This is a genomic window from Butyricicoccus sp. OF27-2pH9A, assembly GCF_027693185.1.
Lineage (GTDB): Bacteria > Bacillota > Clostridia > Oscillospirales > Butyricicoccaceae > Agathobaculum > Agathobaculum butyriciproducens.
Genome location: NZ_JAQEXK010000002.1, coordinates 34,056 through 57,601, shown reverse-complemented (window position 1 = coordinate 57,601; position 23,546 = coordinate 34,056). Strand labels below are relative to the sequence as shown.

Here is a 23,546-nt window from a genome sequence, read left to right as displayed (position 1 = left end):
AAGGGTAGACACCTACGGTTTCTACCCTCTTGACTCCCGTTTCCCTTTATTTCTTAATCTGACGCAGACCAGAGACCGGCGACCGCTTCGAAACGGGGAACGGCAGAGGAGCTTTTCTACCGTAGGGGCGCACAGTGTGCGCCCATTTCTCTACCTATACGCAGTGTCAGATACCATTCTGCTACACATATCGGCTACTCCACGCAAGCGCGACATACCCGTGTCGCGCAACTCGTTTATCTGGATATTACGGACGGCACCTGCGAATTGCATTTGTCCATGTTATTCATTCGTACATATGGTGGGCGAAAACGAATCGCAAAACGAAAAAATGGAGAATGAAATGATTTCATTCTCCATTTTCCATTACTTACCGATCCACAACCGGAATCTCAGACTCATCCTTTTCATCCAGATGCTTCAGATAATGCTTTGTCTCTGCCGCGATCACGCCGGAGAGCAGCAGCACAGCGATCAGGTTCGGGATGGCCATGAGTGCATTCAGCACGTCCGCAATAGTCCACACAAGGTCGAGCGCAAGCACGGGTGCGCACACAACGACCGCGATAAACAGCACCTTATACGGCAGAATTGCCTTTTTACCGAGCAGATACTCAGCGGCACGCTCGCCGTAGTACGACCATCCGAGGATGGTGGAGTACGCGAACGTAATGATGCTGATCATCAAAATCAACGGACCGATATACGGAATCTGTGCGAATGCCGCCGTGGTCATCTGACCGCCGTTTGCTATGTTTGCCACGCTGACCGCCGGATTTTTCATCATCGAGGAGACGAGCACCAGACCGGTCATCAGGCACACGACAACCGTCGTCCAGAAGGTGCCGGTCGCGGAAACGAGCGCCTGCCGCACCGGATTGCGCGTCTGCGCCGCGCTGGCAACCAGCGGCGCCGAGCCCATACCGGACTCATTCGAGAACAGGCCGCGTGCCACGCCGTACTGCAGCGCCAGACGGATACCGCCGCCGACCAGTCCGCCGGTCACAGCGCCCGGCTTGAACGCCAGCACAAAAATGGCCTTGAGAGCCGGCAGCAGAAAATCGTAGTTGGCGCACAGAATAACGATGCAGCCGACCACATAGAACAGCGCCATCAGCGGCACCAGCTTTTCGCACACAACTGCAATGGATTCAATGCCGCCAATAATGATAATCGCGGTGATAATGCCGAAAACAATGCCGATTGCGATACGCGGCAGGCTGATGGGAAGGTTGGTCTCCAGTACCTCGGCAATCGCGTTGATCTGCGTGCCGCAGCCGATGCCAAACGAGGCGAGCATGGCGAACAGCGCAAACAGCACCGCCATCACCTTGCCGAACTTCTTCCACTTGAGGCCGCGCTCAAGTGCGTACATCGCACCGCCCATCATGCGGCCGTCCGCGGTCTGCACGCGGTACTTGACCGCGATCAGGCTCTCCGCGTACTTTGTGGCAATGCCGAACACGCCGGTCAGCCAGCACCACAGCACGGCACCCGGTCCGCCGAGATAGATAGCCGTGCCGACACCGATGATGTTGCCCGTGCCGATGGTCGATGCGAGTGCAGTCGTCAGCGCCTGAAACTGACTGACGTCACCCGGCGAATCCGGGTCCTTTGTCACCGACAGGCGGATGCCGGTTAAGGTCTTGCGCTGGATGAAGCCCGTGCGGAACGTCATAAAAATATGCGTACCGCACAGCAGCACCAGCATGGGCAGACCCCAGATCCCGCTGTCGATTTTGTTCATTAACGCAACAAATACTTCCATGTATCCGATTCCTTCCTCACTTTTCTTCTCTTTCGGACAAGAGAAGGCGCTTACCCCCATTTTGTTCGGATAAGCGTCGCAGATCTATATTATATCGAATTTTCCGAAAATATGCAAGCATATTCGTGCATATTCGACACTTTTTCGGCATTTGACGGGATATTGCGCGTTCTCTTATCGTATGCTATAATCGTATCGAATTAAAAACTATCGAGGTGTTCCCTATGAACTCTGTGAATTATAAACGGCTGGAAAAGAGCCTGACCGACGTCATTCAGGAAGCACAGCTCAAGATTGGCTACGACCACCACCCGATCACGCTGTATTATCCCACGGAATCCGTGGCGCGTCTGCTCGGCACACCGGAGGAGGACGCGGACAACACCGAGCATGCGCTCGCTTCCCTTTCCGCGCACACCGCCGACACACTTGGCGCAATCCAAGTCACCCGCGATGACAAGCGCTTCTGCTTCCACATTTCCGCAGAAGGCACACAGTATGTGCATGAACAGCTGCCAGATCCCGCGTTTCTGCGTGCATTTCTGCAGGTAATGCGCGGTCTGACGGTCAGCTTTGACGATATTCTTGCGGTGTTCCATCAGTTTTCCGACAAAGTGCACTGCGAGAAGCTCGAGGGCAACGAGGAGTTTGACTACCTCGTATACTTCGAGGACGGCACACCGGACAGCTACCGCTACTGCATCAAGCTGGATGATGACGGTGATGCCGTCTATCACCGCTTTACGCCGGAGGATTATGCGGCGTTTGGGTTCTAAATCCCCATATAAGCATGAAAAAAGGACGCTCAAGGAGCGTCCTGAGACTGTCGAAAAACTACAGTTTTTCCGACAATCTGTGTTTTGACTTCGCAAAACACGGTCGTCCGAAAGTTCCCATGCGGAAACTTTCTCCCTCTTAAAGTATCAAAACCGAGGTACACGCCCCCGGTTTTGATATATTTGCTTCGCAAATATTATTTCATGCGCGCTGCCGCGCAGCAGCGTCAGCATCGTGAAAACGGACTTTATTGACAGACAAAGGACGCTCCTTGAGCGTCCTTTCTGTTTTGCGGTTTTACTGAGCGGACTCGGTAGTAGCCGTCTGCGCCTCGTCAGTCGCGGTCTGGCTGTCGGTCGAGGTCTGGTCTTCGCTCTGCGCGTCCTCAGTCTGCGCATTACCGTCATCATCCGATGTATTGCTGTTCAGAACAGTCTGCACGTCAGCCGGCAGATAGTCCTTGGTGTTATCATAGGTGATCTCGTCGTAAGCATCGGTGGTCTGGATGTCAGCCTCGTCGATCCACTGCTGCATCATCTCGTCGATCGAGCCGGCAGTTCCCTTTTCGGAAGCAACTGCTGCGATGATCGCGTCGCGCATATTCTCGAACTCATCCTGATTCAGCTCGCAGCGCTTGATGATGTGGTAGCCGTACTTGCTCTTGACCAGGCCGGAAACTTCGCCTTCCTGCAGCGCCTTGGCAGCGTTGTAGAACTCGTCTACCATCTGACCCTCGGTGAAGGTATAGCCCTTGGCATACTGTGCTTCGCCTGCATCCTCGTTCTTCTCGGTCAGCAGCGCGTCAAAGTCCTCGCCGTTGTTCAGACGATCCAGAACAGCCTGTGCTTCCTTCTTTGCTTCCTCATCTGTGCGGGTGGTCTCGCCGGTGGACGGATTCGTAGTCAGAATGAGGATGTGCTTTGCAGTGATGTAGTTGTCATCGAAATACTTCTGCAGCTCGTCATCACTCGGAACATTTACGCCGTTCTCACCGAAGTAGTAATCCTTCAGCACCTGTGCGCATGCGCTGACATACTGGTAGTTATTGTAGTTGTCCATGTCAAAGCCGATCGAAGCCAGACGCTGCAGATAAGCGTCCTCGCCGCCGAGCTGCTCCGCATTCTGCTTGTTTGCCATAACAATGTTCTTCTTCTGGCTGTACGACAGGGACAGACCCAGCTCATCCATCTTCTGCTTAACGATATGGATCAGAGCGACCTGCTGCTTTGCGGACTCCTTTGCGGCATCGCCGAATGTAGATGCCATATTCTTCTCAGAGAGACCGTACATAGCGTACATCTGCTGATAATTGATGATCTGGCTCATCATATAGCTTGCATACTCATCTGCGTGGATTTCCTCGCCGTTGACCGTCATAACGACCGGTGCATCGCTTTTCAGCTCCTGATAATCCACCACAAAGGTGGATGCGCCGTATGCAGTTGCGCTCATAACGACAGCCAGCATAACGACCAGCGCAACGATGCGCTGCACTAACTTGCTCATATTACTATGCTCCCTTTTCTGTATTTTACGAACGCTATCAGTATAACACTATTTCGGAACAGGCACAAGCGAAAACACAGAAACATCACAAATTTCGCTGCCCGCTGGGGACGGCGTACCACGCCGCGGGGGCAAAAGGGTAGACACCTGCGGTTTCTACCCTCTTGACTCCCGTTTCCCTTTGTTTCTTAGCCCGGCGCAGACCGGAGACCGGCGACCGCTTCGAGAAGGAGAACGGCAGTCGGGTTACTCTTGCGTATCTTTCGTGAAATATTCGCGGTTCACAGATAGCTTACTGCTACACAGGCGGTTTACTCTCCGCAGGCGCGACACGAGGTGAATTGCCCGAAAGGCAAGAGAAGGTCCCCTGGGGGATACCCGTGTCGCGCAACTCATTGGCCTGGCAGCTACAGACAGCACCTGCGAATTTCATCTGATGATAAATGTTATACCGTAGGGTGCGCCGACTCGGCGCACCTTTTCTAACGAAAAAACACCCGTAAAATGCAAAAATGGAGAATGAAAACCATCTGGTCAATTCTCCATTCTTCATTTTCCATTCTTAATTACTGCAAACAAAAAGAGAACCGCTTCCGCGGTTCTCTCAGCTTGTCGAAAAAGCAATATTCGATTTTTATGGTTCGTGCGGCAGCACGCATTCAATCGAATTTGCTTTGCAAATTCATAAATTCCGGGAGCATGGTCCAGACCACCCTCTCTTGCCGCTATGCGGCAATTCACCTTGTGTATCTCGGAATTTATACAAGGGAAGAAAAAATGTCCCCGCAGGGCGCGGTTTTTCTTCGGTTTCGCTCGAAAGCGTGGTTTCGAGCGAGAGGCTGCTCGGAAAACGATAGTTTTTCGACAGCCTCAGAGAACCGCTTCCGCGGTTCTCTTTGTTCATTTCGCGTCAAACCCTTGACAGATAACCTCAAACAGCTCATTGATACGCTCATAGCGTCCCTTGAGGTACAGCCAGCCGAACAGCGCCTCGAGTGCAGTCGCGTAGGCATACTCTGCCACGGAGGCCGACTTCGGCACGGATTTCGGCTTTGCGTTTCGTCCGTGACGCAGAACGGTCTGCTCGTCTTCATCGAGCATAGGCTGAATGCGCTTTACCGCTTCCGCCTGCGCGGACGCACGAACGAGCTGGATCGTACGGCTGTGCAGGTTTTTCGCGGTCTGAGTGCCGCCGCACGCCAGATGCGTGCGCACGAGTATCTCATAAACAGCGTCGCCCACATGGGCGAGTGCAAGACTCGTCATGCGGGCGATCGCAGCGTCATCCAGCACAGGGTGCAGATGATCGGTCATTACTTGTCCTCAGCAGCCTTTGCTTCAGCGGCCTGCTTTGCAGCCTCAGCCTTAGCCTTGGCAGCAGCAGCCTGCTTAGCCTGCATTTCCTTGAACTTGGCCTTCTCTTCCTCTGTCGGAACCGGCTCGATGCAGCCCTTCGGGCAAACCTTGGTGCACATCTTGCAGTTCTTGCACTTGTCGTAGTCGATCTTGGCAACGCCGTCTACTACGTGAATTGCATCGAACTTACAGGTCTTCTCGCACATCTTGCAGCCGATACAGCCGTTGGAGCAAACCTTCATAACCTCCGGACCCTTGTCCTTGTTCACGCAGTTAACGTGAACCTTCTTGACCTCGGATACCAGGTTGATGATCTTCTTCGGGCAGGTGGAAACACACTTGCCGCAGGCAACACACTTGTCGGTATCAACCTTTGCAACGCCGTCCACAATGTGGATTGCGTCAAACGCACAGGCCTTTACGCAGGAGCCGAGGCCCATGCAGCCAAAGGAGCAAGCCTTCGGGCCGCTTGCTACACGCATTGCAGCGTTGCAGTCCTGCAGACCCTCGTAGTTTGCCTTATCCTTTGCGTTGCAGCCGCCGTTGCAGTAAACGTGTGCAACCTGACGGTCGCCGGCAGCAACCTCAACGCCGAGTACCTTTGCGATCTTCTCAGCCGCAGCAGCACCGCCGACCGGGCAGCCGTTTACCGGCGCACGGCCCTCTACGATTGCAGCAGCCAGACCGTCACAGCCCGGGAAGCCGCAGCCGCCGCAGTTAGCGCCCGGCAGGCACTCGCGTACCAGCGGGATGCGCTCGTCAACCTCTACAGCGAAAACCTTAGCGGCAACGCCGAGCAGGATTGCGAAAACGATACCCATGATGAACAGTACCGCTACCGCGTAAATAACATTTTGCATATCCATTTCTTGTGTCCTCCCTTACCAAATCGACAGGCCGGAGAAGCCCATGAAGGACATAGCCAGCAGCGCTGCTGCAACCAGCGAGATCGGGAAGCCTTCAAAGCACTTCGGGCACTTGGAAGTAGCGTCCAGACGCTCACGGATGGAAGCGAACAGCACGATTGCCAGCGTGTAGCCGACACCGGCTGCAACGCCGTATACCAGAGAGCCGATGAAAGAATAGCTGTTGGAAATGTTGGTCTTAGCAGCACCGAGCACCGCACAGTTGGTGGTGATCAGCGGCAGGAAGATACCGAGCGCAGAGTACAGCGACGGCATAGCCTTCTTCATGAACATCTCGACGAACTGAACCAGCGTTGCAATTACGAGAATGAACGCGATGGTCTGCATGTAGCCCAGACCCAGGGGTTCGAGAATGAAGTACTGTACAGCCCAGGATGCTGCGGAAGCGATCGCCATAACGAAGATAACCGCCATGCCCATGCCGAGCGCGGTGTCGGTCTTCTTGGATACGCCGAAGAACGAGCAGCAGCCGAGGAACTGAACGAGAATGTAGTTGTTGACCAGGATTGCCGCGATTGCGAGCGACAGGATATCGGTCAAACCCATAGAGGCAGGTAAATTAAACACTTACTTGTCCTCCTTTCGAGCCATGATCTTCTGGATCGCAGCCAGGATGAAGCCCATCATGAGGAAGCCGCCGGCCGGCAGGATCATCATGACCATCGGGTTGGAGTGGAAGAACGGAACTGCGATGCCGTTTACGCCGTTAACGTAACCGGACAGGATGGTGCCTGCGCCGAGCAGCTCACGGAAGAAACCCATGAGTACCAGAGCGAAGGTGAAGCCCAGACCCATTACAACACCGTCGAGTGCGGACGGCAGAACCTTGTTCTTGGAAGCATACGCCTCGGCACGGCCGAGGATGATGCAGTTTACTACGATCAGCGGCAGGAACAGACCAAGAGACGATGCCAGCGACGGCAGGAATGCCTGCATGGACAGGTCGATCATGGTTACGAAGGTTGCGATGATCGTGATGAATGCTGCGATACGGATCTTATCCGGGATAATTCTGCGCATCGCGGAAATAACGATATTGGAGCAGATGAGAACGACGGTAGCCGCCGCGCCCATGCCGATCGCATTCTGCAGAGAAGTAGTGGTTGCCAGCGTCGGGCAAAGACCGATCGTCTGCATGAAAACCGGGTTATCGAGGATAACGCCCGATTTCAGCTGTTCAGAAAATTTCATAGTGGCTTTTCCTCCTTAACCCAGAGTAGCGACATATGCTGCCGCAGTATTAACGCCGTCGGTTACAGCACGGGAGGTGATGGTAGCGCCGGTGATCGCATTGATCGTGCCGCCGTCCTTGGTCACCTTGAGCTGACCGTCAGCAGTCTGACCTGCAAACTGGGTGATCCAGTTCGGGTCTGCCTGGCTCTTCGCACCGAGGCCCGGGGTCTCAGCGTGAGAGGTTACCTTTGCGCCTGCAACGGTGCCGTCCGCATTGATGCCGACGATCATCGTCAGGTTGCCGCCGAAGCCCTTCGGCTCTACCTGTACGCAGTAGCCGATCTCTTCGCCGTCCTTGGTTGCCTTGTAAACGCCGTCGATCTGAGCAGCGGTACGGCCTGCCGGCAGGGTTACGCCAGCGGCTGCAACGTCCTCAGCGGACAGTGCGGTGCCGAGATCCTCGAAATCAGCGTCCGGGATGATCTCTGCCATTGCTGCGTTGCGGGTTTCGATACCGTTCTGGGTGATCTTATCCGCGGTTACACCGTTGATAACGCCCAGCAGCAGTGCACAGATGAACGTGATGAGGCCCAGTACGACGACAAGCTGTACGATGCCGCCTTCCTTTTTGCTGTTATCCATGATTTACTGCGCCTCCTTCTTAGCCTTGTCAAGCTGATAGCCGAACTTGCGCGGATGGGTCTTCTTGTCGATTGCCCAAACCAGCGTGTTCATGATCAGGATGGAGTAGGATACGCCCTCCGGCAGACCGCCGAAGTAGCGGATGAATACCGTCAGCAGACCGCAGCCAACGCCGAAGATGATCTGACCCTTCGGGGTAACCGGGCTGGTAACGTAGTCGGTAGCCATGAAGATCGCGCCGAGCATCAGGCCGCCGGACAGTACCTGGCTGAGCATCCACTGTACGCGGGAAACATCGCCGGACAGCGGGAACAGGAAGGTGATGACAGCAACAGTAAGGATGTAAGCTGCCGGAATGTTGATGGTGATAACCTTGCGCCACAGCAGGTAAACGCCGCCTGCCAGCAGAGCCAGCGCGGAGGTCTCGCCGATAACGCCGCCGGTCTGACCGAGCAGCATCTCCAGCAGGCCGGTGTCAGCCGGTACAGCACCGGTCTTGAGGGTAGCCAGCGGAGTTGCGGTGGAAATCGCGTCGGTAACGGTTACGTTGCCGAACAGCGGCAGGTTTGCATGCGGAGCAGTCCAGGTGGTCATGAAACCGGCCCAGGATGCCATCATGAACGCACGGGCACCGAGTGCCGGGTTCATAAAGTTCTTGCCGATACCGCCGAACAGCATCTTAACAACGATGATGCCGAACAGAGCACCGAAAGCGCTCAGCCACAGCGGAGCTGCAACCGGAATGTTGAATGCGATAAGTACGCCCGTAACCAGGCAGGACAGGTCGCCTACGGTGTTCGGGTGATGAACGATTTTGTTGTAAATGGTCTCAAACACAAGGCTTGCCACCATTGCGATAACAACATGGATCAGCGCACGAGCGCCGAAGGTGTAAACTGCAACCGCCAGTGCCGGAACAAGTGCGATGAGCACATCGAGCATAAGGCTCCGGGTGTCATCATCCGCCTTGATATGCGGCGAGGAGGTTACGACTACTTTGCTAAGATCATAAGCCATTTTCGTTTTCCTCCTTACTTGTTCTCTGCGGGCTTTTCAGCCTCTGCCTTTGCAGCAGCCTCCGCCTCGGCCTTTTTCTTCTCAGCCTCAGCCTTGGCGCGCTCTGCAGCACGCTTTGCCTGGATCTTGCCCTTGGTCAGACGGAACTGTGCAACCAGCGGGATACGAGCCGGGCAGACATAAGCGCAGGAGCCGCACTCGATGCAGTCCATCATGCCGCAGTCAACGGCGTTGTCCAGATCCTCCTGCTTGCCGTATACATTCATGTAGATCGGCAGGAGGTGCATCGGGCAGGCGTTGATGCACTTGCCGCAGCGGATACACTGGGGATCCTTAACGCGCTTATCCTCATTGCCTGCAAAGGCGAGGAATGCGTTGGTGCCCTTGACAACCGGGGCATCCAGAGAGAACTGGGCGTTGCCCATCATCGGGCCACCGGCAAGGAGCTTGTTCGGAGCTTCCTTGAAGCCGCCGCAGGCATCGATCAGCTTTTCGATCGGGGTGCCGATGCGTGCTTCGAGGTTCTTCGGCTCAGCAACAGCAGAACCGGAGATGGTAACGATACGGCGGATGACCGGCATGCCGGTGGTGAAGCGGCGGTAAACCGCACCTGCGGTATCTACGTTGAATACCGCGCAGCCGGCGTCTGCCGGCAGCTTGCCGGACGGAACTTCACGACCGGTGCAGGCATTGATCAGCTGCTTCTCAGCGCCCTGCGGGTACTTGCAGGCCAGCGGATACAGCTTGAGGCGGGAATCGTCCGCGATCAGCTCCTCGATCTTGGCGAAGGTATCCTTCTTGTTTTCCTCGATTGCAATAATCGCGGTCTGTACGCCCATGATGTCGGCCAGCATCTTCAGGCCGCCGATGGTCTCTTCCGGACGCTCGAGCAGCAGGCGATGGTCGGACGTGATGTACGGCTCACACTCTGCAGCGTTGATGATGACCGTGTCGCACTTGCCGATACCGGACTGGATCTTGACATGGGTCGGGAAGGTTGCACCGCCATGGCCGACAATACCGGCAGAACGGATGCACTCGATACGCTCCTCATTGCTCATGGAAGCGAAGTCGTAGGGATGCACGGACTCGTGCTTGCGGTCCTCGCCATCATTTTCAATTACGATGGACAGAACCTTGCTGCCGTTCGGATGCAGGCGAGGCTCGATTGCCTTTACCTTACCGGAAACGGTAGCATGGACAGGAGCGCTGACAAAGCCGCCGGCTTCCGCGATAGGCTGTCCCAGGTCCACGGTGTCGCCAACCGAAACGATCGGCTTTGCCGGTGCGCCGATGTGCATGGAAACCGGCAGGATTACCTCATCGGGCAATGCCAGCTTCTCGATCGGCTTGGTGTTTGTCGCGGATTTATAGCCCGGGTCTGCGTGAGTACCCGGGTGTATGCCGCCACGGAACGAATACGCCATTTCTTTCACCTCTCTAATATTTTGCGCAAGAAGAACCGGACGCGCGCCCGGCTTCCTCTTCTTCAGAAATTGGCTGGCTACGCATGAAGCATAGCCTTACAGTATAGATTATACTGGTTTTTGTACAGTATTGGCAAGACCAAAAGCAAAAAAAAATCGAATAAAATACAGGGAAACTTTGTACATCTTGTTAAGTCTATCATTTTTATCCGCTTTTTCTTTGTGAATAACGCTCGGGTTCGGTCAGTTTAGACGGATGCAGGTATTCCCTTTCCGGCTTGCATTTTTCGCAAAACCGGCTGAAATGCGCGCAAAATGCGAAGTTTTGCCTCCTGCCTTTTGTGCACATTTTTCGTATACCGCTATTGACTTTCCCTTTCTTCGGTTATAATATGAATACATGAACATATGAGCAATCGTTCATATATTATTGACTATCACCGACAGGAGGCGATCCGAAATGGCAGACGAACACAAGCATGAGGATACCTTATTAAATGAAGAAGTGCATGAGCACGAACATCATCATCACGAGCACGATGATGACTGCGGCTGCGGTCACCATCACCATCACGATGAGGATGAGGAGCACGAGCATCACCATCACGAGCACGATGATGACTGCGGCTGCGGCTGCGGACACCATCACCACCACGATGAGGATGAGGAGCACGAGCATCCCCACCATCACCACGATGACGATGACTGCGACTGCGGCTGCGGACATCATCATCATCACGATGAGGATGAACACGAGCACCACCATCATCATGACGATGACTGCGACTGCGGCTGCGGTCACCATCACCACCACGATGAGGATGAGGAGCACCACCATCATCATGACGATGACTGCGGCTGCGGCTGCGGACATCATCACCACCACGACGAGGATGAGGAGCACGAGCATCACCACCATCACCACGGCGATGACTGCGGCTGCGGCTGCGGACACCATCACCACCACGATGAGGATGAGGAGCACGAGCATCACCACCACGAGCACGCCGCCGGCGCGCACAGCGTCAAGCGCGTGTACACGCTGCAGAATGTCGGCTGCGCACACTGCGCGGCAAAAATGGAGCAGCGCATCAGCGAACTCGAGGGCGTGGAGGACTGCGTTCTCGTATTTGAGACCAAGCAGCTGCGCGTAACCGGCGAAAATCCGGATGCGCTCTTGCCTGAAATCCGCAAAATCTGCTCCGGCATTGAGAGTGAAGCCAAGGTCATCGCACCCAAGCCCAAGCACTACGGCAAGGACGGTCAGCGCGTTTACACGCTCGAAAACCTCGGCTGCGCACACTGCGCTGCGAAAATGCAACACCAGATCAGCCAGCTGGACGGCATCGACGATTGCGTGCTGGTCTACGAGACCAAGCAGCTGCGCGTCAAGGGCGACAATCCTGATGCACTGCTTCCCGAAATCCGTAAAATCTGCTCAAATATCGAGAGCGAAGTCAAGGTAATCGCTCCCGAGGAGGAAAAGGAAGAGAGCAGCAGCCATCCGCTTGCCGAAATGCTCATCGGTGCAGCGCTGTTCGTTGCCGGTCTGCTCATTCCGGCCATGGCTGTCAAGCTGGTGCTGCTCATCGCGGCTTACCTGCTGCTCGGCCGCCATGTCCTGCTGACGGCTGTCAAGAACATCGGCCGCGGTCAGGTATTTGACGAAAACTTCCTGATGGCCGTTGCAACCATCGGTGCATGGGCAGTCGGCTCGTTCGACGAGGCCGTCGGCGTTATGCTGTTCTACCGTGTCGGCGAATACTTTGAGGATCGTGCGGTTGACCGTTCGCGCAAGCAGATCATGGACGCGATCGACCTGCGTCCCGAGACGGTAAATCTGGTCAAGGACAACGGCAAAATCGAGGTTATTCCTGCTGAGGACGCACAGGAGGGCGACATTGTTCTGGTGCGCCCGGGCGACCGCGTTCCGCTGGACGGCGAGGTTGTCGAAGGCGAAAGCCGTCTGGATACCTCGGCTGTCACCGGTGAGCCGGTTCCGGTTCGTGTCGCTGTCGGCGACAAGGCAACCTCCGGCTGTGTCAACACCGACGGCGCGATCAAGCTGCGCGTCACCCACATTCTCGCTGAGAGCATGGTACAGCGCATTCTCGACAGCGTGGAGAATGCAGCGGCCCGCAAGCCGAAGATTGACCGCTTTATCACCCGTTTCTCCCGCGTTTACACCCCAGCTGTTGTTGCGATTGCCCTGCTGACCGCCATTATCCCGAGCCTTGTTACCGGCGAGTGGCACAAGTGGGTCTACACCGCGATGACCTTCCTTGTAATTTCCTGCCCGTGTGCACTGGTGCTCAGCGTACCGCTGACCTACTTCTCCGGCATCGGCGCAGGCTCCAGACGCGGTATCCTGTTCAAGGGCGGCGCTTCTCTGGAAGCACTGAATAACGTTAAAACTATTGTTATGGATAAGACCGGCACCATCACCAAGGGCAACTTTGTAGTACAGAAGGTCGTTCCGGCGCAGGGCGTTCCGCTCGATGAGAATGAGCTTCTGTGGCTGGCTGCCGCCTGCGAGGGCGCTTCCACCCACCCGATCGCCAAGTCCATCATCAACTCCTACGAGGAGCGCAAAACGTCCGCGGCAAAGGCCGGCGACTTTTCTCTTGTTGCCGTTGGTGCAACGGTTGAGAACATCCGCGAGCAGGCCGGCGAAGGCATTTCCGCCGAGCTGGAAGGCAAAACCATACTCTGCGGCAACGTAAAGCTGATGGAGCGCAATAACATCGACCTTTCCGGCTACCACGGCACCCCGGGCAGCACGGAAGTGCTGCTGGCGATGGACGGTCACTTCCTCGGTCATGTTGACATTTCCGATACCATCAAGGCAGATGCCAAATCCGCAATCAGCCGCATGAAGGCGCAGGGACTCACCACCGCCATGCTGACCGGTGACGGTCAGGCCAGTGCGGACGCGGTTGCGCAGGAAGTCGGCATTGACGAAGTGCGTGCCCGCCTGCTCCCGCAGGATAAGCTGTCGGCACTGACCGATATCCGCGAGAAGCGCGGTGCAGTTATGTTCGTCGGTGACGGCATCAACGATGCTCCCGTACTCGCCGGTGCAGACGTCGGCGCGGCAATGGGCAGCGGCGCAGACGCGGCAATCGAGGCCGCAGATGTGGTGTTCATGAATGCCGACCTGACTTCCATCCCGATCTCGGTCAAGATCGCCCGCAAGGCGAATATCGTCTCCAAGGAGAACATCGTGTTTGCACTCGCGGTCAAGATCCTCGTTATGATCCTCGGTCTGTTCGGTATCGCATCCATGTGGCTGGCCGTATTCGCCGATACCGGCGTGGCTATGCTGTGCGTGCTCAATTCGATCCGCATGCTGTATATGAAGACCGAATAACACATACTCTTTGTACCTCTTATATAGAAAGGCTCCCGTTCCGGTTGGAATAGGAGCCTTTTGTATACCATATAGTCTGTGCTGATACGCAGGGTTTCCGCCTGAAAGGCGAACGGAACTCGCCTGCGCAGCGGTTACTTATGGAAAACATACTCTTTTCTGAAAGTCCTCGGCGCCATACCAACCGCCTTGGAAAACTGCGCATTGAAATGGCTCGGGTTGTCATACCCCACCTGCGATGCAATCCGCGTTACCGGCAAATCAGTTGTGATGAGCAGCGTCTGCGCTTCGCCAATCCTGCGGCGCAGAACATACTGCAGCGGCGAATATCCGGTCACTTCCTTGCAGATATGCGCCAGATAGTACGGACTGACGTGCAGCGCATCCGCCATCTGCTGCAGAGAAAATTCGTCCGCAAAATGCTTGTCGATGTAATCCTTGATGCGCTGTGCAAAGGCATTGCCGCTGTGCGTGCTGCCCTCGGCTGCGGTCGCGCGGAACTGCTGCACAAGTGTCAGGATCGCAAGCAGAAGATGATGTGCACCGTCGTCGTTGCCCTCGGTCAGTTCATCGTAAAGCATGTCGTACAGATGCTCCAGCCGCACGGTCTGCGGCTCGGTCAGGCGGCACACCGGACAGGAATCCTCCGCGATCAGCGTATTTTCACGCAGTCCGGGCACAGCCAGTCCGCCAAGCGCCAGACTCGAAGTTGCCACCGGACGATCCGGTCCGGACGGCTCATCGTGCACGACGCGGCTGTTGAAGATAAACAGATCGCCGCGGCGTGCCTCATACGGCGTGCCGCCGACAAAATAGCGGCTCTCGCCGCCTCGCACGAGTACAATTTCCACTAAATCGTCATGCGCGTGCATAACACGCGGATGTGCCGACGCCTTCTCATCTGTGCGGCTGACCGAAAACAGACGCGGCATCTGCGTCAGGCCGAATGGTGCTTCATATTCCTTTTTCACAAAGCATTGAATCATAAAAACGCTCCTTTTTCCTCAATTCTGCGGCAAAAGCGCCTTTCTGCGGCGGAGATAGTATCCGCGAAAAACCAGCCGGTCGGGATAGCAATCCGGATACCAACCTCACCGACCGGCTTGCCAGCGCAAACCAGATCAAACCTTTGGCGATACTGCCCTTTGTCAGATCGCGGTACATATAATCAGATAAACTTATTATAGCGCTCCTGCGATGAAAACTCAATGCAGCGCTTCGCCCGCTGCGGTCCGGCAGGGCCGCGGATAACAGAAAGCCTGCCACTACAGTGACAGGCTTTCTCTATGCTGATTTTATCGAATCGGCAGCATCTTGCCGGTCTCGAAGGACTCCTTGCAGCGGTAAGCAGCCTCGGAAACGGCGGTGCCGTCATAAACGGTGAGGTCAGCCGGCTTGGTGTTGTCGCGGACATGGCCGGTGAAGGCAACCATCTCGGCTACGAAAGCCTCGTGCCAGCGGCTCATGAAGTCCGGATAATACTCCTCGCGGGAGCCGTGCTCGTCCACGATATTCAGCAGGTTCTTTGCACCGACGTTTGCAATGCGCAGCGTGCCGTGGGTGCCGATAATCTCGGTCTCGACATTGGAGCCTGCGGCATGGGTGCGGTTGGTGAACATGAAGCCCATTGCGCCGTTCTCCATCTGGATGGTAGCAGCTGCATTGTCCGCATCGTTCAGCTCCTTGTACAGGTCGAACTCGAATACGCCGCCGATTGCCCATACATTCTTGACATCCGAGCCGGTGAACCAACGGATGAGGTCGATATCATGCACGCACATATCGAGGTACTGACCGCCGGAGTGCGGTGCAAACTTGAGGGTGGACTCGATAGTGGAGCGCGGGTCCTGCGTGTAGGAACGAACCAGAACAACCTTGCCGATATCGCCGTTGTCGATCTTGCGCTTTGCCTCGGCGTAGGACTTGTCAAAGCGGCGCATGAAGCCAAGCTGGAAGATCAGGTCGGGATGTGCTTCGATGACCTTCTCGGCAGCCTTGCACTGTGCAACATCGGTGCCGAGCGGCTTCTCGCAGAACACATGCTTGCCGTGGTTCATGGCAATTTCAATCTGCTGGCAGTGCAGGAAGGACGGGGAAACGATAACGATCGCGTCCAGCTCCGGATTCTTGCACATTTCCTCAAAATCGGTGTAAGTATTCGGCACGCCGAGCTCTGCCGCAACTTCCTTTACGCGGTTTGCATCTACGTCGCAGATGGCTGCCAGTTCGCAGCCCGGAACCTGCGTTGCAAGGTTCTTCGCGTGCTCATAACCCAGACGACCCAGACCTACCGAACCAACCTTAACAGTTTTCATGGTATATTCTCTCCTTTTATATGTAACTCTCTCTCTCTTACGCGGCGGTTTTGCCGCTCTCCATTGGATGATTCTATTGTAGCGTTTCGGGGGCTGAAAAAACAGAGCATTCTTGCGAAAAGAACGCCCCTATTTGCGGGATATGAGCGGGGCTCTCGGGCAAACTTTCAAATTCTTGCGGTCGATGCAAAAAGGCAGACCCGACGGTCCGCCTTTACGCTTACGTTGTTCAGCTGACATGAATGACGGCCACCGGACAGCCGCCTGCGGCCTCCTGCGCGCCCGCCTGCTCCTCTGCGGTTTCCGGCTGATGATGGACTTCGGCAAGGCCGTCCTCCGCAATGCGGAACACGGAAGGACAGGTTCCTTCACACAGGCCGCAGGAAATACAGCCGCCTCGTTCGATTGTAACGTGCATACCGATACACTCCTTTCGGAGATTCAGTTTGTCCCGTTTCCGATGATTTATGCGTTCCTGCGCGCGAGACAGCGATGGCGGATGCCGCCGAAGCCGCCCGCAGCTACGGTGCAGTCCTTCGCGGTGATGGTCTGTCCCGGCCGGATAAACTGCTCCACCTGATATACCTTATCTATATTCAGCGAACCGAAATTGATGATACGCATAGCTTCGCTCTCCTTCTCTTTTCTGGCAGTATAGCATATCCGTCCTCCAGCTGCCACTGCAAGCAGCTTTTTATTGGTATTTTCTCCAAAATCACTGAGTTGCAATTGACTTATCCGCCCAAAAGTTCTATTATTTTTTATATGTTTTTACAAGAAAGGGAGGGGACTTTTTTGAGTCGTTTATCCATTGAAACGCCGGGCAAGGCTGAGACCGTCATTGCCGGCTTGTACCGCGATATCGAGCGGCGCATCAGCGCCAGTCCTCCGGGTCTGTGTCCGGTGGATATGTCGCTGTCGTTCCTGCGTCTGTGCCATGCACAGACCTGCGGCAAATGTGTTCCGTGCCGCATCGGTCTGGGACAGCTGACCACTCTGCTCGAGCAGGTGCTGGACTCCACCGCAACACCGGAGACCATTGACCTGATCGAGAAAACCGCCCGTGTCATTCAGGATACGGCGGACTGCGCCATCGGCTATGAGGCTGCCCGCATGGTTCTGCAGGGCGTGCAGGGCTTCCGCGATGACTACCTCTCCCATGTGGAAAGCGGCCGCTGTCTGTTCGGCTGGGATCATCCGGTGCCGTGTGTGGCACTTTGCCCGGCCGGAGTGGATATTCCGGGCTACATTGCACTCGTGCGTGCCGGCCGTTACAATGACGCCGTGCGCCTGATCCGCAAGGACAACCCCTTCCCGACCGTATGCGGCTATGTCTGCGAGCACCCGTGCGAGGCACACTGCCGCCGCAGCATGGTGGACGATGCGGTCAACATCTGCGGCATCAAGCGCTTCGCGTGCGACCACGCAGACAACACCACGCCGCCGGATTCCGCACCTTCGACCGGCAAGCGCATCGGCATCATCGGCGGCGGACCGGGCGGTCTGTCGGCGGCGTATTTCCTGTCGCTGATGGGTCACCAGGTCGTAGTCTATGACCAGCGTCCCAAGCTCGGCGGCATGCTGCGCTACGGCATTCCGGATTATCGTCTGCCGCAGGACAAGCTGGATGCGGATATCGACTTCATCCTGTCCACCGGCATTGAGGTGCACACCGGCGTTTCCATCGGCCGCGATATTTCGTTCGCTGAGATTGAGAACCAGTACGACGCGGTTTACATCTCCATCGGTGCGCATAACGACAAGAAGATCGGCATTCCCGGCGAGGACGCAGTCGGCGTACACTCCGCGGTGCAGCTGCTCCGCGACATCGGCGAGGGCCGCGTGCCGGACTTCAAGGGCAAGCGCGTCTGCGTCATCGGCGGCGGCAACGTGTCGATGGATGCAACCCGAACCGCAATCCGTCTCGGTGCCTCCGCAGTAACGTGCGTCTACCGCCGACGCGTGACCGATATGACCGCGCTCGCTGAGGAGATCGAGGAAGCACAGAGCGAAGGCTGCCAGATTCTCTCGCTGCAGGCACCCGATCACATCGAAACCGATGAAACGGGCCGCGTTACCGCTCTGTGGACGCGTCCGCAGGTCATCGGCTCCTACGGCAAGGACGGTCGTCCGCGTCCCTACGACGCTGATCAGCCGCTGCTCCGCACACCGTGCGATGTCGTTATCGTAGCCATCGGCCAGTCCATCGACGCAAAGCCGTTCGAGCAGATCGCTCCGGTCGTGCGCGGCAAGATTCAGGCCGAGTCCGACGCCTTCGTGCCGAACACCCCGCATGTATTCGCGGGCGGCGATGCTGTTACCGGTCCGGCGACCGTTATCCGCGCGGTAGCCGCCGGCAAGGTGGCTGCGGCCAACATTGACGCGCACCTCGGCTTCCGTCACGTTATCAAGAGCGATGTTGAGATTCCGGCACCGCATCTGACCAATATGCCGGCCTGCGGCCGCATCGAACTGCGCAGCAGACCCGCCGAGGAGTGCGTCGGCAACTTTGATCTGGTAAAGTGCGGCATGACCGAGCAGGAGGTTCATCAGGAGACCTCCCGCTGTCTGCGCTGTGATCACTTCGGCTACGGTATTTTCAAGGGAGGGCGTTCTTCTAAATGGTAAATCTGACGATCAATTCTATTCCGGTGACTGTACCGGAAGGCACCACCATTCTGGATGCCGCCGCCTCTGTCGATATCGAAATCCCCAGCCTGTGCTACTTAAAAGAGCTGAACGAAATCTCCGCCTGCCGCGTCTGCTGTGTTGAGGTAGAGGGCGAGGGCAAGCTGGTTCCCTCGTGCAACAACGTCGTGCGCGAAGGCATGGTCATCCACACCAATTCTCCGCGTGCACTCGAGGCGCGCCGCGTCAATATGGAGCTTATCCTCTCGCAGCACGACAACAAGTGCGCGACCTGCATCCGCTCGGGCACCTGCCAGCTGCAGAAGATCGCAAACGATATGGGCATTCTGGGTGTTTCCTACCCCACCGACCTCGCACACGGCAAAAAGGCCGACTGGACGACCACGTTCCCGCTCTACCGCGATGTAAATAAGTGCATCAAGTGCATGCGCTGCATTCAGGTATGCGACAAGGTGCAGTCGCTGTCCGTCTGGGATATCAGCGGCTCTGGTGCGCGCACCACCATTGATGTTTCGGAAAACCGCGTGATCAAGCAGGCGGACTGCTCGCTGTGCGGTCAGTGCATTACGCACTGCCCGACCGGCGCTCTGCGCGAGCGCGATGACACGCAGAAGGCGTATGCTGCGCTCGGTGATCCGGACCGCGTGACCATTGTGCAGATTGCTCCGGCTGTGCGCGCTGCATGGGGCGAAGCCTTCGGCATGCCGACCGGCAAGGCAACCGTCGGTCAGCTGGTGTCCGTTCTGCGCAAATTAGGCGCGGATTATGTGTTCGACACCACGTTTTCCGCCGATCTGACCATCATGGAGGAAGGCACCGAGCTGCTCCAGCGCCTGCAGGCGGGTGATCTGGACAACCAGCCGATGTTTACCTCGTGCTGCCCGGGCTGGGTGCGCTTTTTGAAGTCGCAGTTTCCGGAAATGACCGGCCGCCTGTCCACCGCCAAGTCGCCGCAGCAGATGTTCGGCGCGGTCGGCAAGACCTGGCTGGCGCACAATCTCGGCGTAGACGCGGACAAAATTTACAGCATCTCCATCATGCCGTGCATCGCAAAAAAGGCCGAGCGTGAGCTGCCGAGCATGGATTCAGCCGGTCACGGCAGCGATGTCGATCTGGTCATCACCACCCGAGAGCTGGCGCGCATGGCGCGTGCCGAGCACCTCGATGTGGAAAACATCGCGGAATCCGCGTTTGATTCTCCGCTGGGTGACGGCACCGGCGCAGGCGTTATTTTCGGCGCGACCGGCGGCGTCATGGAGGCTGCGCTGCGTTCGGCGTACTTCCTCACCACCGGCGAAAATCCGTCGCCGGATGCGTTCCGCGAGGTACGTGACGACGGCACGATCTCTCCGCTGCCGTGGCGCGAAGCGACGTTCGAGCTGGCAGGCCGGACTGTGCGCTGCGCGGTAGCGAGCGGACTGGGCAACGCGCGTCAGCTTCTGCGCTCGCTGCAGCGCCGTGAGGTACACTATGAGTTTGTGGAGATCATGGCATGCCCGGGCGGCTGTGCCGGCGGCGGCGGTCAGCCGGTGGACGGCACCGACCGCGAAAAGGCCGCCGACCGCGGCAAGGTTCTGTTCCGACTCGATCAGAATGCACCGCTGCGTTTTTCGCATGAAAATCCGGCGGTTCAGGCGCTGTACCGCGAGTATCTGGATGAGCCGTGCTCGCACAGAGCGGAGGAGCTGCTGCATTGCGACCATTTCGCATGGCAGATGCCGCAGAATCCGCGATAAAAGCCGGTTCTGCAATCCCGTAGGGCGGGCTGCCCTCAGCCCGCCTCATTTGGCGGAGTTCTTATCGCATAACGGCAAAAACACCCCGAACAAGCAAAAAAGACGCTGTATCAGCTTGATACAGCGTCTTTTTTGCGTTATTCGATATTCTGTGCGCAGATAATGGAAATTTCCGACCCCTTATTACTGTTTTCCGGCTGAATATTCTTCTGCAGCAGGTCTGCGAGCAGGCGCAGCGGCTGGCTGCCCTGCCGGAACATATCCTGTGTGATGGTCAGATCAAGCGAGCCTTCGAGCAGCATTTGCTTGCGGCGCAACGACATATCATGTGCGATTACACGCACCTGCTGATCCATGCCTGCAGCTTTGAGCGCGTCCACGCAGCCGGTAACGCTGCGGTTTGCCATATAGATGGCCGCCGGCGGATTGTCCGACTGCAGTGCTGCCGTGACGCGGTTATAGGTCAAACGGTAGTCGTTATAGGTCTCCTCAATCTCGATCTGCGAGGAAGAGAAGCCCTTTTTCTTTAGATGCTCGCAGAAGCCGTCTAAACGGGTTCGGTGGCCGTCGTACTCCAGATTGCCCGCCATCGCCAGCACACGCGCGTTTTTCGGCACGCACTTGCTGAGCAGCTCGGCGGCGATACGGCCGCTTTGTGCGTAATTTTGACCCACAAAGCACAAGCGGCGGCTGTTCGGCAGATCAGAGTTGAACGTGATGCACGGAATACCCTGTTCGGCCAATTCTCCGATGCGTGCTTCGATCGAAATATCATTTAATGCACACAGTGCGATGCCCTGCGCGCCCCAGTTTACCAGCTCGTCCAGCAGCTCGATGGTCTCGCGCGGAATATCTGTATCACAAGTGCACACACGCACCTCGACATCGCGCTTTTCCAGCTCAGAACGCGCAGCCTGAATGCCTCTCGGGACATCCTCGTGGAACGGGCCGCTCCAGTTTGGCAAAAGCACACCCAAACGCACAGGTTTGAGCGGCAGCTTTGCCTCTGCGGCCTGCCGATGTGCCTCCTTCGGAGAAAGATAACCAGTCTCCTGAATGGCGTTCAGCACGCGCGCACGCACATCCGCGCGCACATACGAACGATTATTTAATACACGGTCTACCGTGCCGCGGGAGACGCCCGCAAGCTCGGCAACCGTTTGAATGGTTGGTCTTTTGTTCATAATCCTTCACCTTTTTCGTAATTGCTCTTTATACTATCCTGCATCTCTCTGCAATGTTTCTTTTCTCTGTGCTTATTATACCATATTTCTGTGCTTTGTGAAGACGCAATCTGTGCTTTCCTTCTTTCTGTGCATTTGCACATATAATTTTCGGTACGAATTTCCCGATATATTCGGTGTTTTATGCTCTATTTTTCATTTTTTCCAAACCTATGTGCGATATTCTGTGTTTTTCACAGAATGTGTGCTTTGTGCGACATATACAATTGCACACACCAAACCTTGTGACCATCCTCATTTTTCGCACATTTGTTTTGCATTTCTCAATTTATACGCATTTTTCACGCATTTTATTCACTAATTTTGATGTTATTCCCATTTTTACGATTTTTACACAGGCAAATTGCCTGTTGACATTCCCATACCCGCTCGCTATAATAAGCACATAAACGGCACAGAGCACACAAACGCACAGTGTTGAAAGAGAGACACGAGAAGAAAAACGAGAAAAGAAAGGGAGACTCACTATGAAAAAGAGACTGTTAGCAGCCCTGCTCACCAGCGCCCTCGCACTCAGCCTGACCGCTTGCGGCGGCAGCACCGATTCTTCTGCAGCAAACGACGGCGGCGACACCGCCTCCACCCATGACGGCCCGTACAAGATCAGCATGGTGCTCAAGACCAACGCTGCCGAGTTCTGGAACATCGTTCAGGCAGGCGCAGAGGCTTATGAGGATGAGCATCCGGATCAGGTCAGCCTGGATATCAAGGGTCCTCCGGCTGAGACCTACTACGAGGAGCAGCTCAACACCATCCAGACCGACCTTGCGGTTGAGTCCTACGACGGTTACCTGATCGCTCCGCTGCAGTCCGAGGCTGTTGCAACCGCTATCGCAAACACCGACAAGCCGGTCGTAGCATACGATACCCGCATTGATTCCGACAAGTGCCTCGCATTCGTCGGCACCGGCAACAAGGAAGCAGCCAAGGAGGGCGGCAAGGCCGCTGTTGAAGCTGCAAAGGCAGCCGGCTGGACCGATATCAAGTGCATCGAGATCGCAGGCGTTCAGGGTGACGCAACTAACACCGCCCGCATGGAAGGCTACCGCGAAGGCGTAAACGAAGCCGGCGGCGAGTTCCTTGATGCAGAGACCCAGTACGCTAACGCAACCGCTGACCTCGCTGTAACCGCGATGGAAGGCATCATGAGCAAGTATCCGGAAGGCGTTGCCATCATCTGCTCCAACAACGACGATATGGCGCTGGCAGCTGCCCGTACCGCAAAGGACAATCCGAACTATGCAAAAACCATCTTCCTCGGCTTTGACGGCCAGAAGTCCGCAGTAGAAGCCGTTCTGAACGGTGAGCTGACCATGACCGCTGCACAGAACAACTTCGACATCGGCTACAAGGCAGTTGAGACCATCGTGAAGATCCTGAACGGCGAGGAGTACGGCGACGTAGACACCGGCACCGAGATCATCACCAAGGACAACGCACAGGCTCGCCTGGACAACTTCGCAAACTGGCTGAAATAATTCCTTGAAATGCACGCATTTCAAGGAGATTGGAAACACCGCGGCTTTGCCGCGGATGATTCCCGGGCGAAAATCAGCGCGTCGCACAGCGGCACACCGATTTTCTTACTTGTAAAAAAACGCAGATACATGCTCCGCGTTTTTTTGTGAAGGCAACGCCTT

At 56.1% G+C, this 23,546-nt stretch carries 19 protein-coding genes; 5 read left to right on the top strand and 14 right to left on the bottom strand.

From position 1 onward, the window contains the following. Positions 1-370: 370 nt before the first annotated feature. Positions 371-1,768: an alanine/glycine:cation symporter family protein gene (locus tag PG722_RS02320; RefSeq protein ID WP_270579534.1), complete on the bottom strand. Its 1,398-nt coding sequence runs from the start codon at positions 1,766-1,768 to the stop codon at positions 371-373. A 224-nt stretch (positions 1,769-1,992) separates the two neighbouring features. On the opposite strand from PG722_RS02320, the gene PG722_RS02315 reads away from it, so the two are divergent. Then, on the top strand, positions 1,993-2,544 hold the full coding sequence (locus PG722_RS02315) for a DUF3877 family protein (protein ID WP_227600051.1): 552 nt from the start codon (positions 1,993-1,995) through the stop codon (positions 2,542-2,544). 298 nt (positions 2,545-2,842) lie between these two features. On the opposite strand, the gene PG722_RS02310 is transcribed toward PG722_RS02315, so the two are convergent. From PG722_RS02310 to rsxC, 8 genes are all read right to left on the bottom strand, one after another. Then, positions 2,843-4,051 carry a peptidylprolyl isomerase gene (locus PG722_RS02310; protein ID WP_270579532.1) on the bottom strand — a complete coding sequence of 403 codons (1,209 nt, stop codon included), beginning with the start codon at positions 4,049-4,051 and terminating at the stop codon, positions 2,843-2,845. Between the two features lie 900 nt (positions 4,052-4,951). Next, positions 4,952-5,365 carry a Mini-ribonuclease 3 gene (locus PG722_RS02305; protein WP_110435483.1) on the bottom strand — a complete coding sequence of 138 codons (414 nt, stop codon included), beginning with the start codon at positions 5,363-5,365 and terminating at the stop codon, positions 4,952-4,954. After that, positions 5,365-6,273, bottom strand: coding sequence for an RnfABCDGE type electron transport complex subunit B (locus tag PG722_RS02300; RefSeq protein WP_188886291.1), 909 nt, complete (start codon positions 6,271-6,273; stop codon positions 5,365-5,367). The genes PG722_RS02305 and PG722_RS02300 overlap by 1 nt, the downstream gene beginning before the upstream one ends. Before the next feature lie 15 nt (positions 6,274-6,288). Then, positions 6,289-6,879: an electron transport complex subunit RsxA gene (rsxA, locus tag PG722_RS02295; protein ID WP_110435485.1), complete on the bottom strand. Its 591-nt coding sequence runs from the start codon at positions 6,877-6,879 to the stop codon at positions 6,289-6,291. 21 nt (positions 6,880-6,900) lie between these two features. Beyond that, positions 6,901-7,524: an electron transport complex subunit RsxE gene (gene rsxE, locus PG722_RS02290; RefSeq protein WP_110435486.1), complete on the bottom strand. Its 624-nt coding sequence runs from the start codon at positions 7,522-7,524 to the stop codon at positions 6,901-6,903. 15 nt (positions 7,525-7,539) lie between these two features. After that, complete coding sequence (locus PG722_RS02285) at positions 7,540-8,148, bottom strand: RnfABCDGE type electron transport complex subunit G (protein ID WP_118477951.1); 609 nt, start codon at positions 8,146-8,148, stop codon at positions 7,540-7,542. 3 nt (positions 8,149-8,151) lie between these two features. Further along, a complete protein-coding gene (locus PG722_RS02280; protein ID WP_110435488.1) occupies positions 8,152-9,165 on the bottom strand; it encodes an RnfABCDGE type electron transport complex subunit D in 1,014 nt (337 codons plus the stop codon). Positions 9,166-9,179: 14 nt separating this feature from the next. Further along, a complete protein-coding gene (rsxC, locus tag PG722_RS02275; RefSeq protein ID WP_118477949.1) occupies positions 9,180-10,592 on the bottom strand; it encodes an electron transport complex subunit RsxC in 1,413 nt (470 codons plus the stop codon). 460 nt (positions 10,593-11,052) lie between these two features. Between rsxC and PG722_RS02270 the strand changes: the two genes are divergently transcribed. After that, a complete protein-coding gene (locus PG722_RS02270) occupies positions 11,053-13,962 on the top strand; it encodes a heavy metal translocating P-type ATPase (protein ID WP_330674652.1) in 2,910 nt (969 codons plus the stop codon). A gap of 134 nt (positions 13,963-14,096) precedes the next feature. Here PG722_RS02270 and PG722_RS02265 read toward each other — a convergent pair whose 3' ends face one another. The 4 genes from PG722_RS02265 to PG722_RS02250 form a co-directional block, all read right to left on the bottom strand. After that, a complete protein-coding gene (locus tag PG722_RS02265) occupies positions 14,097-14,948 on the bottom strand; it encodes a helix-turn-helix transcriptional regulator (protein WP_270579531.1) in 852 nt (283 codons plus the stop codon). A gap of 309 nt (positions 14,949-15,257) precedes the next feature. Beyond that, complete coding sequence (locus PG722_RS02260) at positions 15,258-16,277, bottom strand: Gfo/Idh/MocA family oxidoreductase (RefSeq protein WP_117750994.1); 1,020 nt, start codon at positions 16,275-16,277, stop codon at positions 15,258-15,260. A gap of 229 nt (positions 16,278-16,506) precedes the next feature. Next, positions 16,507-16,695 carry a ferredoxin gene (locus tag PG722_RS02255; protein ID WP_227600054.1) on the bottom strand — a complete coding sequence of 63 codons (189 nt, stop codon included), beginning with the start codon at positions 16,693-16,695 and terminating at the stop codon, positions 16,507-16,509. A 47-nt stretch (positions 16,696-16,742) separates the two neighbouring features. Further along, on the bottom strand, positions 16,743-16,901 hold the full coding sequence (locus PG722_RS02250) for a hypothetical protein (RefSeq protein ID WP_270579530.1): 159 nt from the start codon (positions 16,899-16,901) through the stop codon (positions 16,743-16,745). A gap of 171 nt (positions 16,902-17,072) precedes the next feature. Here PG722_RS02250 and PG722_RS02245 point away from each other — a divergent pair, with 171 nt between their 5' ends. Further along, positions 17,073-18,905, top strand: coding sequence for an NAD(P)-binding protein (locus tag PG722_RS02245; protein WP_118728740.1), 1,833 nt, complete (start codon positions 17,073-17,075; stop codon positions 18,903-18,905). After that, on the top strand, positions 18,899-20,662 hold the full coding sequence (locus PG722_RS02240; protein ID WP_118477943.1) for a [FeFe] hydrogenase, group A: 1,764 nt from the start codon (positions 18,899-18,901) through the stop codon (positions 20,660-20,662). Before PG722_RS02245 ends, PG722_RS02240 begins: the two co-directional genes overlap by 7 nt. 137 nt (positions 20,663-20,799) lie before the next feature. Here PG722_RS02240 and PG722_RS02235 read toward each other — a convergent pair whose 3' ends face one another. Continuing rightward, positions 20,800-21,846, bottom strand: coding sequence for a LacI family DNA-binding transcriptional regulator (locus PG722_RS02235; RefSeq protein WP_270579529.1), 1,047 nt, complete (start codon positions 21,844-21,846; stop codon positions 20,800-20,802). A gap of 527 nt (positions 21,847-22,373) precedes the next feature. Here PG722_RS02235 and PG722_RS02230 point away from each other — a divergent pair. Beyond that, the gene (locus PG722_RS02230; RefSeq protein ID WP_118753454.1) at positions 22,374-23,384 is read left to right on the top strand and encodes a sugar ABC transporter substrate-binding protein; all 1,011 of its coding nucleotides are present in this window, start codon (positions 22,374-22,376) and stop codon (positions 23,382-23,384) included. Positions 23,385-23,546 lie beyond the last annotated feature (162 nt).

Excerpts from the sequence above, each read along its gene's own strand:
- PG722_RS02260 (WP_117750994.1), bottom strand. The coding sequence starts at position 16,277 with ATGAAAACTGTTAAGGTTGGTTCGGTAGGTCTGGGTCGTCTGGGTTAT.
- rsxA (WP_110435485.1), bottom strand. The coding sequence starts at position 6,879 with ATGGGTTTGACCGATATCCTGTCGCTCGCAATCGCGGCAATCCTGGTC.
- PG722_RS02305 (WP_110435483.1), bottom strand. The coding sequence starts at position 5,365 with ATGACCGATCATCTGCACCCTGTGCTGGATGACGCTGCGATCGCCCGC.
- rsxC (WP_118477949.1), bottom strand. The coding sequence starts at position 10,592 with ATGGCGTATTCGTTCCGTGGCGGCATACACCCGGGTACTCACGCAGAC.
- PG722_RS02240 (WP_118477943.1), top strand. The coding sequence starts at position 18,899 with ATGGTAAATCTGACGATCAATTCTATTCCGGTGACTGTACCGGAAGGC.
- PG722_RS02230 (WP_118753454.1), top strand. The coding sequence starts at position 22,374 with ATGAAAAAGAGACTGTTAGCAGCCCTGCTCACCAGCGCCCTCGCACTC.
- rsxE (WP_110435486.1), bottom strand. The coding sequence starts at position 7,524 with ATGAAATTTTCTGAACAGCTGAAATCGGGCGTTATCCTCGATAACCCG.
- PG722_RS02315 (WP_227600051.1), top strand. The coding sequence starts at position 1,993 with ATGAACTCTGTGAATTATAAACGGCTGGAAAAGAGCCTGACCGACGTC.
- PG722_RS02235 (WP_270579529.1), bottom strand. The coding sequence starts at position 21,846 with ATGAACAAAAGACCAACCATTCAAACGGTTGCCGAGCTTGCGGGCGTC.
- PG722_RS02285 (WP_118477951.1), bottom strand. The coding sequence starts at position 8,148 with ATGGATAACAGCAAAAAGGAAGGCGGCATCGTACAGCTTGTCGTCGTA.
- PG722_RS02265 (WP_270579531.1), bottom strand. The coding sequence starts at position 14,948 with ATGATTCAATGCTTTGTGAAAAAGGAATATGAAGCACCATTCGGCCTG.
- PG722_RS02280 (WP_110435488.1), bottom strand. The coding sequence starts at position 9,165 with ATGGCTTATGATCTTAGCAAAGTAGTCGTAACCTCCTCGCCGCATATC.
- PG722_RS02320 (WP_270579534.1), bottom strand. The coding sequence starts at position 1,768 with ATGGAAGTATTTGTTGCGTTAATGAACAAAATCGACAGCGGGATCTGG.
- PG722_RS02270 (WP_330674652.1), top strand. The coding sequence starts at position 11,053 with ATGGCAGACGAACACAAGCATGAGGATACCTTATTAAATGAAGAAGTG.
- PG722_RS02255 (WP_227600054.1), bottom strand. The coding sequence starts at position 16,695 with ATGCACGTTACAATCGAACGAGGCGGCTGTATTTCCTGCGGCCTGTGT.
- PG722_RS02300 (WP_188886291.1), bottom strand. The coding sequence starts at position 6,273 with ATGGATATGCAAAATGTTATTTACGCGGTAGCGGTACTGTTCATCATG.
- PG722_RS02310 (WP_270579532.1), bottom strand. The coding sequence starts at position 4,051 with ATGAGCAAGTTAGTGCAGCGCATCGTTGCGCTGGTCGTTATGCTGGCT.
- PG722_RS02250 (WP_270579530.1), bottom strand. The coding sequence starts at position 16,901 with ATGCGTATCATCAATTTCGGTTCGCTGAATATAGATAAGGTATATCAG.